The sequence below is a fragment of the Pseudomonas brassicacearum genome (assembly GCF_003732175.1).
GTDB lineage: Bacteria > Pseudomonadota > Gammaproteobacteria > Pseudomonadales > Pseudomonadaceae > Aquipseudomonas > Aquipseudomonas brassicacearum_G.
In genome coordinates this window covers 32,719-46,636 of record NZ_MOBI01000013.1, presented here as the reverse complement: position 1 = coordinate 46,636, position 13,918 = coordinate 32,719, and the positions used below count along the sequence as shown (strand labels likewise).

The 13,918-nt window shown below is 61.1% G+C and carries 12 protein-coding genes; 5 read left to right on the top strand and 7 right to left on the bottom strand.

All coding sequences use genetic code 11. The annotated features are described in order from the left end of the window. Positions 1-177 precede the first annotated feature (177 nt). From BK658_RS11030 to cmoB, 4 genes are all read left to right on the top strand, one after another. Positions 178-570: a protease inhibitor I42 family protein gene (locus BK658_RS11030; protein ID WP_123582308.1), complete on the top strand. Its 393-nt coding sequence runs from the start codon at positions 178-180 to the stop codon at positions 568-570. 2 nt (positions 571-572) lie between these two features. Then, positions 573-1,208 carry a lysoplasmalogenase gene (locus BK658_RS11025; RefSeq protein WP_185019812.1) on the top strand — a complete coding sequence of 212 codons (636 nt, stop codon included), beginning with the start codon at positions 573-575 and terminating at the stop codon, positions 1,206-1,208. Positions 1,209-1,476: 268 nt separating this feature from the next. Then, positions 1,477-2,220: a carboxy-S-adenosyl-L-methionine synthase CmoA gene (gene cmoA, locus BK658_RS11020; RefSeq protein WP_123582306.1), complete on the top strand. Its 744-nt coding sequence runs from the start codon at positions 1,477-1,479 to the stop codon at positions 2,218-2,220. Then, positions 2,217-3,173 carry a tRNA 5-methoxyuridine(34)/uridine 5-oxyacetic acid(34) synthase CmoB gene (cmoB, locus tag BK658_RS11015; protein WP_123582305.1) on the top strand — a complete coding sequence of 319 codons (957 nt, stop codon included), beginning with the start codon at positions 2,217-2,219 and terminating at the stop codon, positions 3,171-3,173. The genes cmoA and cmoB overlap by 4 nt, the downstream gene beginning before the upstream one ends. Positions 3,174-3,291: 118 nt before the next feature. On the opposite strand, the gene tadA is transcribed toward cmoB, so the two are convergent. From tadA to treP, 7 genes are all read right to left on the bottom strand, one after another. After that, complete coding sequence (gene tadA, locus BK658_RS11005; RefSeq protein WP_123582303.1) at positions 3,292-3,792, bottom strand: tRNA adenosine(34) deaminase TadA; 501 nt, start codon at positions 3,790-3,792, stop codon at positions 3,292-3,294. Further along, positions 3,792-5,168, bottom strand: coding sequence for a multicopper oxidase family protein (locus tag BK658_RS11000; protein WP_123582302.1), 1,377 nt, complete (start codon positions 5,166-5,168; stop codon positions 3,792-3,794). Before BK658_RS11000 ends, tadA begins: the two co-directional genes overlap by 1 nt. Positions 5,169-5,414: 246 nt before the next feature. Further along, positions 5,415-5,705 carry a PTS sugar transporter subunit IIB gene (locus BK658_RS10995; protein ID WP_123582301.1) on the bottom strand — a complete coding sequence of 97 codons (291 nt, stop codon included), beginning with the start codon at positions 5,703-5,705 and terminating at the stop codon, positions 5,415-5,417. A gap of 2 nt (positions 5,706-5,707) precedes the next feature. Continuing rightward, on the bottom strand, positions 5,708-8,242 hold the full coding sequence (gene ptsP, locus BK658_RS10990) for a phosphoenolpyruvate--protein phosphotransferase (RefSeq protein ID WP_123582300.1): 2,535 nt from the start codon (positions 8,240-8,242) through the stop codon (positions 5,708-5,710). A 61-nt stretch (positions 8,243-8,303) separates the two neighbouring features. Further along, complete coding sequence (locus BK658_RS10985; RefSeq protein ID WP_123582571.1) at positions 8,304-9,527, bottom strand: maltoporin; 1,224 nt, start codon at positions 9,525-9,527, stop codon at positions 8,304-8,306. Between the two features lie 95 nt (positions 9,528-9,622). Beyond that, entirely contained in the window at positions 9,623-11,272 is a 1,650-nt protein-coding gene (gene treC, locus BK658_RS10980; protein ID WP_123582299.1) for an alpha,alpha-phosphotrehalase, read from the bottom strand. A gap of 160 nt (positions 11,273-11,432) precedes the next feature. Continuing rightward, a complete protein-coding gene (gene treP, locus BK658_RS10975) occupies positions 11,433-12,875 on the bottom strand; it encodes a PTS system trehalose-specific EIIBC component (protein ID WP_123582298.1) in 1,443 nt (480 codons plus the stop codon). Between the two features lie 222 nt (positions 12,876-13,097). Here treP and treR point away from each other — a divergent pair, with 222 nt between their 5' ends. Next, positions 13,098-13,802: a trehalose operon repressor gene (gene treR / locus BK658_RS10970; RefSeq protein ID WP_123582297.1), complete on the top strand. Its 705-nt coding sequence runs from the start codon at positions 13,098-13,100 to the stop codon at positions 13,800-13,802. Positions 13,803-13,918: the final 116 nt, after the last annotated feature.

Sequence of the window (13,918 nt, the reverse complement as noted above, 5' to 3'; positions counted from 1 at the left end):
TCTGCGTGGGAATGCCGCCATGGACGCTCTGCGTCCGCTCTGAATGTGACGCGGAGCGTCACGGGATGCATTCCCACGCGGAGCGTGGGAACGATCACCTCTCCAGCCCCTCGTCACACTTTGACTCATCTTCGGTTATGCTCGCCGTTCGTCGCGATTACCGGAGTTCCCGATCCAATGTCCCCCACCCGCCTGTTTGTCCCCCTGAGCCTCGCCCTGCTGGCCGCCTGCGCCACTCAACCGAAACACAACGTGACGGTGGAAAAACAAAGCGAATGCCCGGTGCAACTGAACAACGGGCAACACCTGATCCTGACACTGCCGAGCAACCCGACCACTGGTTATCGCTGGGCGATCCAGGACTCGGCCGGTGGCGTGCTGCGGGCGATCAGCCCCGAGGTTTACACCAACCCGGAGAACACCGGACTGGTGGGCAGTGGCGGGCAATCGACCTGGCGCTTTCAAGCGTTCGCCGCGGGCAACGGGCGTTTACGTCTGACTTATCAACAGCCGTGGGAACCCGAAGTAGAACCTGCGCAAACCTTCGACTGCGCAATTACGGTTAACTGATCGTGGGCTGGCTGATTCTGGCGCTGATGGGCGCGGTGACGTTTCTTTACGGAGTGAGCATTCACGCCGCGTTGCTGTGCCTATTGGTCAAACCGTTGCCAGTGTTGGCGCTGCTCGGCTGGCTGCACGACGCGCCGCCCAGCGACTATCGGCGCTGGATCAGCCTTGGCCTGATGTTTTCCGTGCTCGGCGATGTGCTGCTGGCGTGGCCCGGGGATTTGTTCGTGTTTGGCCTCGGCGCGTTTCTGGTGGCGCACCTGGTGTACTTGAAAGCCTACTTGATAGATTGCCGACGCTTGGCGCTATTGCCGCTGATGCTGGCGCTCGGGGTTGGCGCGCTGTTGCTGGGGATTCTGATCAGCCATGGCCTGGGGCCGTTGCTGATTCCGGTGATCGTTTACGCCATGGCCATCAGCGCCATGCTCTGGCGCGCCCTCGCCCGTTTGGGCAGCGGCGTGCCCAAACGCTCGGCACTGTTGGCGGCCGGTGGTGCGCTGGCGTTTGTGTTCTCCGACAGCGTGATCGGCATCAGCCGTTTTGTAGTGCCGTTCGAGGCTGCGCCCTACGTGATCATCCTCAGCTACTGGCTGGGGCAATGGGGGATTACCGCGTCGGCGTTCCACCAGAAACCGCGCTGAACCCCTGTGGCGAGGGGGCTTGCCCCTGTTCGGCGGCGCAGCCGTCGTAAACCGGTGGACGCAATTGGTCTGAAGAAATGCGTCGGCTGGGTCTAGGGCTGCTTCGCAACCCAACGGGGCGTTGCGGCGTTCCGACAAGCCCCCTCGCCACAACAGCCCGCTCGCCGTACAGATTGCGTGAACCAGGCGGTTTATCAGACAACCCGCGCATCCACGCGCCAAGTTGGCTAAAATGCCGGCCTTTTCCACATCCGCCGCTGGAACCACCGTGAGCAAAGAATCCGATCGCCTTTTCGCCCAGCCTTTGGCCCAGGTGCCTGACTTCGCCTTTAACGAGGATGTGGTGCGGGTGTTCCCGGACATGATCAAGCGCTCGGTGCCGGGTTACCCGACCATTGTCGAAAACCTCGGCGTGCTCGCGTCGCAGTTCGCCCAACCGGGCAGCGTGCTCTACGACCTCGGTTCGTCGCTTGGCGCAGTGACCCAGGCCCTGCGCCGTCACGTGCGCACCGACGGTTGCCGGGTGATTGCGGTGGATAACTCGGCGGCGATGGTCGAGCGTTGCCGCGAATACCTCAACGGTCAGGACTCGATGTTCCAGGAGCTGCTGCCGGTTGAAGTGATCGAAGGTGACATTCTCGCGTTGGAGTTCAAACCGGCCTCAGTGGTGGCGCTGAACTTCACCCTGCAATTCATCGCCCCGGAGCAACGCCTGGCACTGCTCGGGCGCATCCGTCAGTCGCTGTTGCCGGGCGGTGCGCTGATTCTGTCGGAGAAGCTGCGCTTCGAAGACGCGCAAGAACACGCGCTGCTCACCGACCTGCACATTGCCTTCAAACGCGCCAACGGCTATAGCGAACTGGAAATCGCCCAGAAGCGCAGCGCCATCGAAAACGTCATGAAGCCCGACAGCCTCCAGGAACACCGCGAACGCCTGCTGGTCGCCGGGTTCTCGAAAGTCGTGCCGTGGTTCCAGTGTCTTAACTTTGCCTCGTTGATTGCCTTGCCATGATTGATCTGTCTCCCCTCGCCCGCCGTCTGGCCGGTACGCCACTGGCCGATTGGGCCAACACCCTGCAAGCACAACTCGATGTAAAAATGGAAAAAGGTCACGGCGACCTCGAGCGCTGGCAGAGTGCGCTGGACGCCTTGCCGAATATTCAGCCAAGTGAAGTCGACTTGCTGAACGGCCTGACACTCGACACTGACTGCGACGATGAAACCCGCGCGCAAATGCGTACTGCATTGTTGGGTTTGTCGCCTTGGCGCAAAGGCCCGTTCAACCTGTTCGGCGTGCACGTCGACACCGAATGGCGCTCGGACTGGAAGTGGTCGCGGGTCGCCCCGCACCTCGACCTCAAGGGTAAACGCATCCTCGATGTCGGCTGCGGCAACGGCTACTACATGTGGCGCATGCTCGGCGCGGGTGCCGACAGCGTGATCGGCGTCGATCCGAACTGGCTGTTCTTCTGCCAGTTCCAGGCGGTGCAGCGTTACCTGTCCGAGCCCAACGCCTGGCACCTGCCGTTTCCTTTTGAAGACCTGCCACCGAATCTGGAAGGCTTCGACACCGTGTTTTCCATGGGCGTGTTCTACCACCGCCGCTCGCCGATCGAGCATTTGCTGGCGCTGAAGGATTGCCTGGTCAAGGGCGGTGAGCTGGTGCTGGAAACGCTGGTGATCGAAGGTGACGAGCAGCAGGTGCTGGTGCCGGAAGACCGCTATGCGCAGATGCGCAACGTCTGGTTCCTGCCGTCGGTGCCCGCGCTGATGCTCTGGCTACGCCGTGCCGGATTCAGCGATGTGCGCTGCGTGGATGTCAGTGTGACCACGGTTGAAGAACAACGCGGGACCGAGTGGATGAAGTATCAGTCGCTGAGCGACTTCCTCGATCCGGACGATCACAGCAAGACCATTGAAGGTCTGCCGGCGCCGATGCGCGCGGTGATCGTCGCCAAAAAGTAGGTACCGGATCGCCGATCGTTCCCACGCTCCGCGTGGGAATGCAGCCAGTGACGCTCTGCGTCACAAAAGCGGACGCGGAGCGTCCGGTGAGGCATTCCCACGCAGAGCGTGGGAACGATCATTGCTCCACTGGTTTGGCCCTGCGGGCCTTGAAGAACTCGCTTAGCACCGCCCCACACTCTTCGGCCAATACCCCGCCTTCGACCAGCACTCGGTGGTTGAGAAAGCCTTGGGTGAAGAACTGCCCCTGGCTTTGCACGATCCCGGCCTTGGGCTCCAGTGCCCCATAAACCACCCGCGCAATCCGTGAATGCACGATCAAACCGGCGCACATGCTGCACGGTTCCAGCGTGACGTACAGCGTGCTGCCCGGCAGACGATAGTTGCTCACGGCCTGCGCCGCAGCGCGGATCGCGACCATTTCGGCGTGGGCGCTGGGGTCGCTGCCGCTGATCGGGCAATTGAAGCCGCGGCCGATGATTTCACCGTCCTGCACCAGCACCGCGCCCACCGGCACTTCACCGAGGGCAGCACCTTGCGCGGCCAGCGCCAGGGCTTCACGCATGAAGTCCTGATCGCGGCTACGGTCGATGATCTTCGCGGGGCGTATCTGACGCATCAGGCCACCTCGATGGCGGCCATCAGGCCGGTTTCCATGTGGTCGATCACATGACAGTGGAACATCCATACCCCTGGGTTATCCGCCACCAGCGCCACCTGAGCCCGCTCGTTCTTGCCCAGCAGGTAGGTGTCAGTGAAATACGGGATGATCTTTTTGCGGTTCGAGGCAATGACCTTGAAGCTCATGCCGTGCAGATGGACCGGGTGCTGATACTGAGTCATGTTCTTCAATTCGAAAATGTAGCTTTTGCCTTTCTTCAGAGTAGCAATCGGGCGGTCGGCACAGGTTTTGTCGGTGATGTCCCAGGCCTTGCCATTGATCTGCCAGAGGCTCGGCGGCTTGCCATTATCGACGTTCACCGACACCGATCCAACCCACTCGAAATTGAAGTTGAGCTTCTCGGCATTGGCCAGGTCCGGCTCGGAAATCGGGTTTGCCGGCAGCGCGGGCGGCCACTGGCTCGGCACATCGCTGTTGGCCACCGAGCGCAACGTCCCCAGACGTACCGGACCGTTGCGCAGCGACAACTCTTCACCCGCCGCTGGGGCCTTGATCGCCAGGCAAATACGCATGCCTGGCCCCAGCCAGTATTCCTTGCCCAGCGGACGCGGCTCGATCGGGTTACCGTCGAGTGCGTAGATCTGCGCTTCGACGCCCGGAATGTTGATCCGGTAGGTCAACGTGTTGTCGAGATTGAGCAGGCGCACCCGGGTGATCTGCCCGGCCGGTAACTCAATCACCGGCAGCGGTACGCCGTTGATGGTCGCCAGACGCCCGGCCGTGCCGCCCCGCGCCGCTTCACGAGGAATGCTGAAAGGCACGAACGCGCCCTCTTCATCGACGTGCCAGCTTTTCAGGCTGAGGGTCTTCTCGTAATTGAAACCGGTGGGCTCGCGCTCTTCGACGATCAACGGCCCGACCAGCCCGCGCCCCAGCTCTTCGCTGCTGTTCACGTGCGGGTGATACCAGTAGCTGCCAGCGTCCGGCACACGGAATTTGTAGTCGAAATACTCGCCCGGCAGTACCGGCAATTGCGAGACGTACGGCACGCCGTCCATCTCCAGCGGCAAACGGATACCGTGCCAGTGAATGGTGGTGGGCACCGGCAGGTGGTTGATGAAGCGCACCCGCAGCCATTCGCCCTGACGCACCCGCAGTTCAGTTCCTGGCGCCGACGGACCAAAGGCCCAGGCCTCGGTTTTGTGCCCCGGCACCAGCTCGACATCCAGCGGCGCAGCGATCAGTTCGTAATCGTGACCCGCGTTGGCGTCAGCCATTTTCCCCAGCCAGTAACGCGATGCACCACCGGCCCCGACGCCCACCACTGCCAGACCGGCCAGACCACCCAGTATTTGTCGACGGGTAAAGGACATGAACTCAACAACCTCACGTATCAGCGGCAGGCCTGTGCCCGCAAAAGGCGAATACGATACACCTGCGGTTGAGAAACAGTAAGGCCAACGCGGCAATGGGACACGTGTCAATCATGGCGGGTACGACACCTGTGGCGAGGGGGCTTGCCCCCGCTGGGGCGCGAAGCGGTCCTAAAAACAGTCAACGCGATTTTGCGAGTGCTACGCACTCGAACGGGGGCAAGCCCCCTCGCCACAAAGGACCAGTCAGGTTTCCAATCCAGTGATCAGATGCACCACCCCACCCGCCAACGTCATCACCCCCGGCACACCCGCTGCGCGCAAGGCCGTCGCGTCCAGCAGCGCGGCGTCCTTCAACTCCACCCGCACCCGCGTCAGGGCAACACGCTGTTGCGACTTGAGGTTACTCGCCCCGCCCAGCGCGGCTACGACATTCGCAGCCAAGCCAGAGACAGGTTGGGCAACCCGCTTCGCCTCATCCGCCACCAGGTCCGGGGTCAGCGCCTTCCAGAACGCCCGTTGCATTTTCTCGAACATGTTCAGTTCTCCAACACCTGTGAAGTTTCGACCATTGCCTGCTGCTGCAACGACAAGGCCTCGCGGACCTGCTCGGCGCTTTCCAGTCCCAGCACCTGATGCGCGATGGCCTGACAGTCGCTGAGCTCGACCTCGCGAATCGCCGCCTTGATCGCCGGAATCAGCGGCACGCTGACCGACAGTTCATCCACGCCAAGCCCCAGCAACAGCGGCACCGCCAAGGTCTCCGACGCCAGCGCGCCACACACCCCGACCCACTTGCCATGGGCATGGGCGGCCTTCACGGTGCTGGCGATCAGGCGCAGTACCGAAGGGTGAAAACTATCGGCCTGGCCGGCCAGTCGTGGGTGATCGCGGTCCATGGCCAAGGTGTATTGAGTCAGGTCGTTGGTGCCGATCGAAAAGAAATCCACCTCGGGCGCAAACAGGTCCGCCATCAGCGCCGCTGCCGGGACTTCAATCATGATGCCGAGTTTCGGCAGTTCCGTGAGCCCCAGCGCCAGCGCCTCTTCTTCGAGCATCAGCCGTGCCAGGCGCAGCTCCGACAGCTGGCTGACCATCGGCAACATGATGTGCAGACGGGCCAGCCCGGCGCTGCTCAGAATCGCCCGGAACTGCTCGCGCAGCAGTTGCGGACGCTCCAGGCACAAGCGAATCCCGCGCATGCCCAGAAATGGATTGGCCTCGCTGTCCATCGGCACGTAGGCCAAGGGTTTGTCGCCACCGACATCCAGCGTGCGCACCACCAGATTGCGTTGCGGGCCCAATGCGCGGGCGATGGCGCTGTAGGTGCCGGCCTGTTCATCGTGACTCGGTGCCAGGCTGCGCTGCTGGTACAAAAACTCCGAACGCAACAGGCCGATACCTTCAGCCCCGAGACTCATGGCCTGCTCGGTTTCAGCCAGCGAAGCAACGTTGGCCGTGACTTCGAAGTGATGACCGTCGCGGGTGATGGCCGCCCGTGCAGCGTGTTCCAGCTCGTGTTGATGACGCTGGCGTTGTTGCTGACGCTTGGCCTGCAACTGCTCGATGACCGACACCGCCGGGTCCAGGTGCAATTCGCCCTTGTCCGCATCGAGCAACACTCGCGTGCCACTGGCCAGTGACAGCACTTGCAGCGGCAAACCACACACCGCGGGCAACCCCAGGGCCCGGGCGAGTATCGCTACATGGCTGGTCGCACCTCCGCCCACGGTGGCGAACCCCAACACTTTGTCGGTATCCAGGGCGGCGGTCTGCGACGGTGTCAGTTGTTCGGCAATCAGAATTGCCTGATCCGGCAACTCCCAGACACCGTCCGGCACCCCGAGAATCAGCTTGAGCACACGTTGGCCGACATCCATCAGGTCCAACGCCCGTTCGGCGAGCAACGTGCTGCCCAGCGACTTGAACAGCGTAGCGGTGGCTTCGGTGGCGCTGTTCCAGGCAAATGCCGCGCTCTTGCCCTCAGCGATCAGGGCCTGGGCCTGTTCCAGCAGGCTCGGGTCTTCCAGCAACTCCTGATGCGCCTTGAAGATGTCCGCCTGCGTCTCGCCGGCCGCGTTGTCACGCAAGCGTTGCAATGCCTGCGTCGCGTGCATCAGCGCACGCTCCAGCGACTCGCGCTCCGTCTGTTGATCGGCGGCAAACTCAGGCATTTCCAAAGCACGTTCCGCCACTTGCACCACGTACCCGAAGGCCGAACCCGCCGAAGCACAGACTCCGCGCAGCAGCTTCGTCGATACGTCCTGTGCCTGAACCACTGGCGCCACCACCGCCACCGAAGTCACGGACTCACCGCAGCCATCTGCCAGCAATTGAGCCAGCGTGCTGATTGCCAATTCGGCATCTTCGCCCACCGCGCTGACCTGCAGCGCATCGCCATGCACCGTCTGCAACGCCATGATCGCTACCAGCGACTTGGCGTTGGCGCTGTCCTGCTGCTTGTGCAGGCAAATGCTCGCCGCAAAACCTTTCGCCGCCTGCGCAAAGACCGCCGCCGGCCGTGCGTGCAAACCGTTGGGGTTAGGCAGGTGGACCGGTTTGGAGAACAGCGCTTCGCCCTCCTCCTGCTCCACACTGGAACGCGGATCGCCAAGGCTCAGGCGCAACACCGGCTGCGCACAGGCCACCAGACCGCTGTCCGGTGTCAGCAGACTGAAGGGCTCGCCGCTGACCACCAGCATCAAGGTCAACAGGCTGCGGGCATGCAGGGCGATATAGTCGGCATCAAACTCGATCAACGGCTGCCCGGCTTCGACGCGCTGCCCCTGCTCGACCAAGGCGCTGAACCCCTGGCCCGCGAGGTTCACGGTGTCCAGGCCAATGTGCAGCAACACCTGCACACCGCTGTCATCGGTGATGCTGATCGCATGGCCGCTGTGTTGAAGGTTGCTGACGACGCCGGCCAACGGTGCGCACAGGACCTGCGAGGTCGGGTCGATGCACAGGCCGTCGCCGATCACCCGGCTGGCGAACACCGGATCCGGCACGTGATCGAGCGGCATCAGCACCCCGGACAGCGGCGCCAGCAATTGCAAGGGTTGGGTTAGAGTCATGACTTCACCTGCGGTTTTGTTCTTTGAAGTGCCGATGGAGCGCGAGCCCCGACAGCATCGCTTATTTCCACCAGTACTCGACCTGCAATCCGACGTTCGCACCATGCAGTGCCGTGCCGAACGCGCCGGTATCGGACAACGTCGAACCTTGCGCCAGTTCATTGGCCGCACGCTTGGCCGCCTCGTTCCAGCTGGCATAGGTGTAGTACAAACGCACCTCGGGACGTTCCCAGAAACCCGGACCTTTTGGCGACCAGGTCGGGGCAAAGGTGAACTTGCTCAGCTTGCGCGTACCGCCGGGCGCCTCGACCTGATCGTGCCCCAGCTCAGTCACCAGTTTGAATTGATCGGTGATCGCATACGCCGGACGAATGCCGAGGGAAATCCAGTTCTGGCCGTTACCGTCCGGGCGGATGTCCTTTTGATAGACCGCTTCGACCTGACCACCAAATCGCGGTGTCACCTGCCAGTCGAAGAACTCCACCAGCCGGTAGCTCTTGCTGCTGTCGTCCAGCCCCACGTCGCCGGTGTAGCCCAACCCGGTGCCGGGCCCTTCGCCGTATTGCAGCGCCAGTTTGTTCTTGCCGCCGAAAAAGTCTTTTTGCACATGCTGGGCGGTGATCGCCCAGCCTGCGTGCGCGTCGCGACGGTCGGGCTTGTCGATGTAGCTCAGGCCAAACTCCAGCTCACCACCAGGGTTGATATCAAAGCCTGAGACGTTGAAGTCGTGTCGAGTAACGTAGTCCTTCTGGTACAGGTTGTCCTTGCGCGAAAAGGCGTAGCTGTATTTCAGGTCGCCAATCTTCACGTCCTCGATCCCGCCACCCGTGGCGCTCTGGTTCCAGTAGTAGAAGTCGGAAATGTGGATGTCGTTACGCTTGTAGTAACGCCGACCGGCCCACAGCGAACCGCCATTGAGGCTCGGCAGGTTCGACCATTGCGCATACATCTGCGGCATCCGCACCGAGCCGTTGTCACCCTGGAACGTCAGGTTGCGGTCGTATTGGTTGTACAGCGAAGCCATGCCGTCGACGCTGAGCACCGAGCCGTCATCGAGGGTCAGCAGGTTCTGACGCAATTCCAGCTCCGCGTACTGTTCGCACTCGTTACCCAAACGGTACTTTGACTCTGCGCCGGGCAGTTTGAAACACGATTGCGAACCGCCGTTGACCGTGGTCCCGACGCCGCTGCGCAGGTAACCGGCGAACTCCAGAGCGTGGGCCGAAAACGGCAATACCAGGCACACGCACGATGCTGCAAGGCTACGATTTATTGTTGTTTTCAAGAGCCACCCCATTATTTTTATTGTGCTCATCCGGCAAAACCTGCGCGCAAAAAGCCCCCGCGCAGTGCCCTGCGAGTTGTTTGAAAAGCGTGTTTTTAGTGGTCGGTCAGGTGCAGAACGAACGACTCGTAAGGCCGCAGGAACAGCCGCTGCTTGCCCACCTCACCATCCGGGTAGTTGCTGATCACCCGGCGTTGCACCCTGCAGTCGGTGATCACCCGTTCCGGCAGCTCGACTTCACACGCCGTGCCATAGAAGTTATTCACCACCAACAGCCGCTCGCCTTCTCCTTCACGCAGGTACACCCAGACCTGTTTGTGCGTGGGCAAGAGCTGGCGATACACGCCGTCCTGGATCAGCGGTTCGCTGCGGCGCAAGGCAATCAACTGGCGATAGTGGTGCAGCACCGAAGTCGCGTCGTCGAGCTGGTTTTCGACGTTGATCTGCGTGGCGTTGGCCGGCACGCCGATCCACGGCTCGGTGCTGCTGAAACCGGCATTGGGTTGCACACTCCACTGCATGGGGGTGCGACTGTTGTCGCGGGATTTCTGCATGATCGCGCTCATGCTCGACGCCTCGGACTCGCCCGCCTCGCGCTTGAGGCGATAGATGTTCAGAGTCTCGACATCCCGGTACTGCTCGATGCTCTCGAAGCCCGGGTTGGTCATGCCCAACTCTTCCCCCTGATAGATGAAGGGCGTGCCCTGCAGAAAGTGCAGCGCAGTGCCGAGCATCTTCGCCGAGACCACACGGTGTTCGCCGTCATCGCCGAACCGCGACACCACGCGCGGCTGATCGTGGTTACACCAGAACAGCGCATTCCAGCCGCCACCGGCCTGCATCCCGGTTTGCCAGTCGGAAAGGATGCGCTTGAGTTCGAGGAAATCGAAATCGGCGCGAACCCACTTCTGCAGGTTGGGGTAATCGACCTTCAGGTGATGGAAGTTGAAGGTCATCGACAGCTCTTTGGAGTCCGGCCGCGAATAGCGGATGCAGTGCTCAAGGCTGGTGGAAGACATCTCGCCGACGTTGATCAGGTCATGGCCTTCGAAGACTTCGCGGTGCATTTCCTGCAAGTACTCGTGCACGTTCGGGCCGTCGGTGTAGAAGCGCCGGCCATCGGTGTTGTCTTCAGGGAAGTCCGCCGGCTTGGAGATCAGGTTGATCACGTCCAGGCGGAAACCACCCACGCCCTTGTCACGCCAGAAGCGCATCAGCTTGAACACTTCAGCACGCACTTGCGGGTTGTCCCAGTTCAGGTCGGCCTGGGTGTGGTCGAACAGGTGCAGGAAGTACTGCCCGGTTTGCGCCTCGTACTCCCAGGCCGAACCGCCAAACTTGGACTCCCAGTTGTTCGGTTGATCGCGCCAGATGTAGAAGTCACGGTACGGGTTATCAAGACTGCTGCGCGCTTGCTGAAACCAGCTGTGCTCGATGGAGGTGTGGTTGACCACGATATCGAGCATCAGCTTGATCCCGCGCTTGCCGGCCTCGGCGATCAGCAACTCGCAATCGGCCATGGTCCCGTAGCTCGGGTCGATGGCGTAGTAGTCGCTGATGTCGTAGCCGTTGTCGCGTTGCGGCGACCGCAGGAACGGGGTGATCCACAGGCAGTCGACACCCAGCCATTGCAGGTAATCGAGCTTGGCCACCACCCCGAGCAAGTCGCCCGTGGGGTTGCCGGCGTGGCTGTGAAAACTCTTCGGGTAGATCTGGTAGATCACCGAACGCTGCCAGTCTTGCATGGCGCAAATCCTTCAATTGGTTTTGTACTGACCACTTTTCTTTTGTGGCGAGGGGGCTTGCCCCCGCTGGGCTGCGCAGCAGTCCTGATTTACGTTGCACCCACCGGTTCTCGGCCGCTCGCGCCCGAACGGGGGCAAGCCCCCTCGCCACAGAAATCCATCAGGCGACGCGGTAACCCGGCCGAACGATTTTGATGCTCAAGCCACAGGTCAACACGAACGGCACGACCATGGCGATGACCATCCCGACCACGAACATCGGAATGAACTGCGGGATGATCGAGATGAACCCGGGCAAGCCACCGACACCAATTGCCGAGGCCTGAACCTTGTTCAACGACAGGAACATGCAGCCCAGTGCCGAGCCGGTCAGTGCGGCGTAGAACGGAAACTTGTAGCGCAGGTTGACACCGAACATCGCCGGTTCGGTGATGCCGAAATAGGCGGAAATCGCCGAGGTCGAGGCCATGCTTTTGTCCCGCGCACTGCGGGTCATGTAGAACACCCCGAGCGCTGCGCTGCCTTGTGCGAGGTTGGACATGACGATCATCGGCCAGATGAAGGTGCCGCCCTGGGTCGAGATCAGTTGCAGGTCCACTGCAAGGAACATGTGGTGCATGCCGGTGATCACCAACGGCGCATACAGCAGACCGAAAATCACCCCGCCAACCATCGGTGCCAGGTCGAACAAGGTCACCACGCCTTCGGTGATCAGAATTCCCAGGTGGCGGGTCACCGGACCGATCACGGCCAGTGCCAACACCCCGGTCACGACGATGGTGGTAATCGGCACCACCAGCAGTTGAATGGCGTTCGGCACGCGTGCTCGCAGCCATTTTTCAATGACGCTCATGACGTAGGCGGCCATCAGGATCGGCAGGATCTGGCCCTGATAGCCGACCTTCTCGATCTTGAACCAGCCAAAAATATCAAAGTACGGCAGGCTCTGGCCGTCCAGTCCGGCCACCGCTTTGCCATAGTTCCAGGCGTTCAGCAGGTCTGGGTGAACCAGCATCAGGCCAAGCACGATGCCGAGGATTTCACTGCCGCCAAAACGCTTGGCCGCCGACCAGCCGACCAGCGCCGGGAGGAACACGAACGAGGTGTTGGCCATCAGATTGATCAGGCTCCAGACACCGTCCAGCGTCGGGTACGCCTCAAGCAGGGTCTTGCCTTCGATGAACATGCCTTTGGCGCCGATCAGGTTGTTCACGCCCATCAGCAGGCCGGCAATGATCAGTGCCGGCAGAATCGGCATGAACACATCCGAGAACACCCGCACCAGACGCTGCATGGCATTGGTCTTGTCGGCGCCCTTTTGTTTTACGTCGGCGATGGTAGACGCGGCGAGGCCGGTCTGTTGGCGTAGCGCGGCATAGACCTTCTCGACCTCGCCGGGACCGATGACCACCTGAAACAGGCCGCCGGTGAAAAACGAACCTTTGACCAGGTCGATCTGGTTCAGCGTCGCGCTGTCGACCCGCTGCGGGTCTTTGAGGGCCAGGCGCAGACGCGTAACGCAATGCGCGGCCTGTTCGAGGTTGTCAGCACCACCGAGGCTATGAAGCAGCTCGCTGGCGATAGTCGCGTAATCGTGGCTCATGCTTTTTCATCCACTGTGTTTTTTTGTTGTTGGCAGCATGCCGAAGCGAAAAGTACTCGTCTGTACGAGTTATTGCAATAACTCGTACAGACGAGTTTCAATTTGTTTACTCACAAGCCGATCAGTGGCCCTATTTCCAACGAGTGAGTATTTCAACGCTAAATGGACAAACCCCACCTCTGCCCTTAAGGTTCCTGCCTTGAGCACAACGCAGCCAATACCATGAGCAAATACAACCAGATCTACAGCGATCTGCTTGCCAGCATCACCACCGAACGTCTGGAACGCGGCGCTCGATTGCCTTCCGAAACCGAATTGATGGACAGCTACCAGGCCAGTCGCGGCACCGTGCGCAAGGCTATCGAACTGCTTCAGGAACGCGGCTTCGCGCAGAAAATCCATGGTAAAGGCGCGTTCGTACTGTCGACCAACCCGATCGAATTCCAGCTCGGCGGCATCGTCAGTTTTCAGGAAACCTACCCAAGGCTGGGCAACGACGTCAGCACCGAGGTCGTGGAGTTCGAGCAGATACCCCTGCAAGGCGCCTTGCTCGAACACCTGAAAGCCGAAGAAGGCAGCCTGATCACGCGGATCAAGCGCGTACGGCGAATCGATGGCAAAAGGGTCATCCTGGACATCAACCACTTTGTCGCTGACCTTATTCCGGGGCTGAACCGCGAGATCGCCGAGCACTCGATCTACGCCTTCATCGAGCAGACCCTGCAACTGCAAATCGCCTACGCCCAACGCACCATCGAAGCGGTGCCGCGGAGCAAGGATGACCAGCAGCACCTGGACCTCGACGGCCAGAGCCATGTGATCGTGGTCAGCAACCAGACCTTTTTGCAGGATGGCCGCCAGTTCGAATACACCGAATCACGGCATACCCTGGACAAGTTCTACTTTTCGGATGTGGCGCGGCGCTGACTCGGCGCCTGCAGCCAAGTTCGAAGACACTCTTTTCTTACAGGGTTCGTCCATCAAGACCAAAACCCGATAGCTCCCGCTCCTACAGATTCAAACGGGTCTGATTGTCATAGTTC

Bases quoted from the DNA above. Each gene is read 5' to 3' on its own strand.
- BK658_RS11030 (WP_123582308.1), top strand. From the start codon at position 178: ATGTCCCCCACCCGCCTGTTTGTCCCCCTGAGCCTCGCCCTGCTGGCC.
- cmoB (WP_123582305.1), top strand. From the start codon at position 2,217: ATGATTGATCTGTCTCCCCTCGCCCGCCGTCTGGCCGGTACGCCACTG.
- tadA (WP_123582303.1), bottom strand. From the start codon at position 3,792: ATGCGTCAGATACGCCCCGCGAAGATCATCGACCGTAGCCGCGATCAG.
- BK658_RS11000 (WP_123582302.1), bottom strand. From the start codon at position 5,168: ATGTCCTTTACCCGTCGACAAATACTGGGTGGTCTGGCCGGTCTGGCA.
- BK658_RS10995 (WP_123582301.1), bottom strand. From the start codon at position 5,705: ATGTTCGAGAAAATGCAACGGGCGTTCTGGAAGGCGCTGACCCCGGAC.
- ptsP (WP_123582300.1), bottom strand. From the start codon at position 8,242: ATGACTCTAACCCAACCCTTGCAATTGCTGGCGCCGCTGTCCGGGGTG.
- treC (WP_123582299.1), bottom strand. From the start codon at position 11,272: ATGCAAGACTGGCAGCGTTCGGTGATCTACCAGATCTACCCGAAGAGT.
- treP (WP_123582298.1), bottom strand. From the start codon at position 12,875: ATGAGCCACGATTACGCGACTATCGCCAGCGAGCTGCTTCATAGCCTC.
- treR (WP_123582297.1), top strand. From the start codon at position 13,098: ATGAGCAAATACAACCAGATCTACAGCGATCTGCTTGCCAGCATCACC.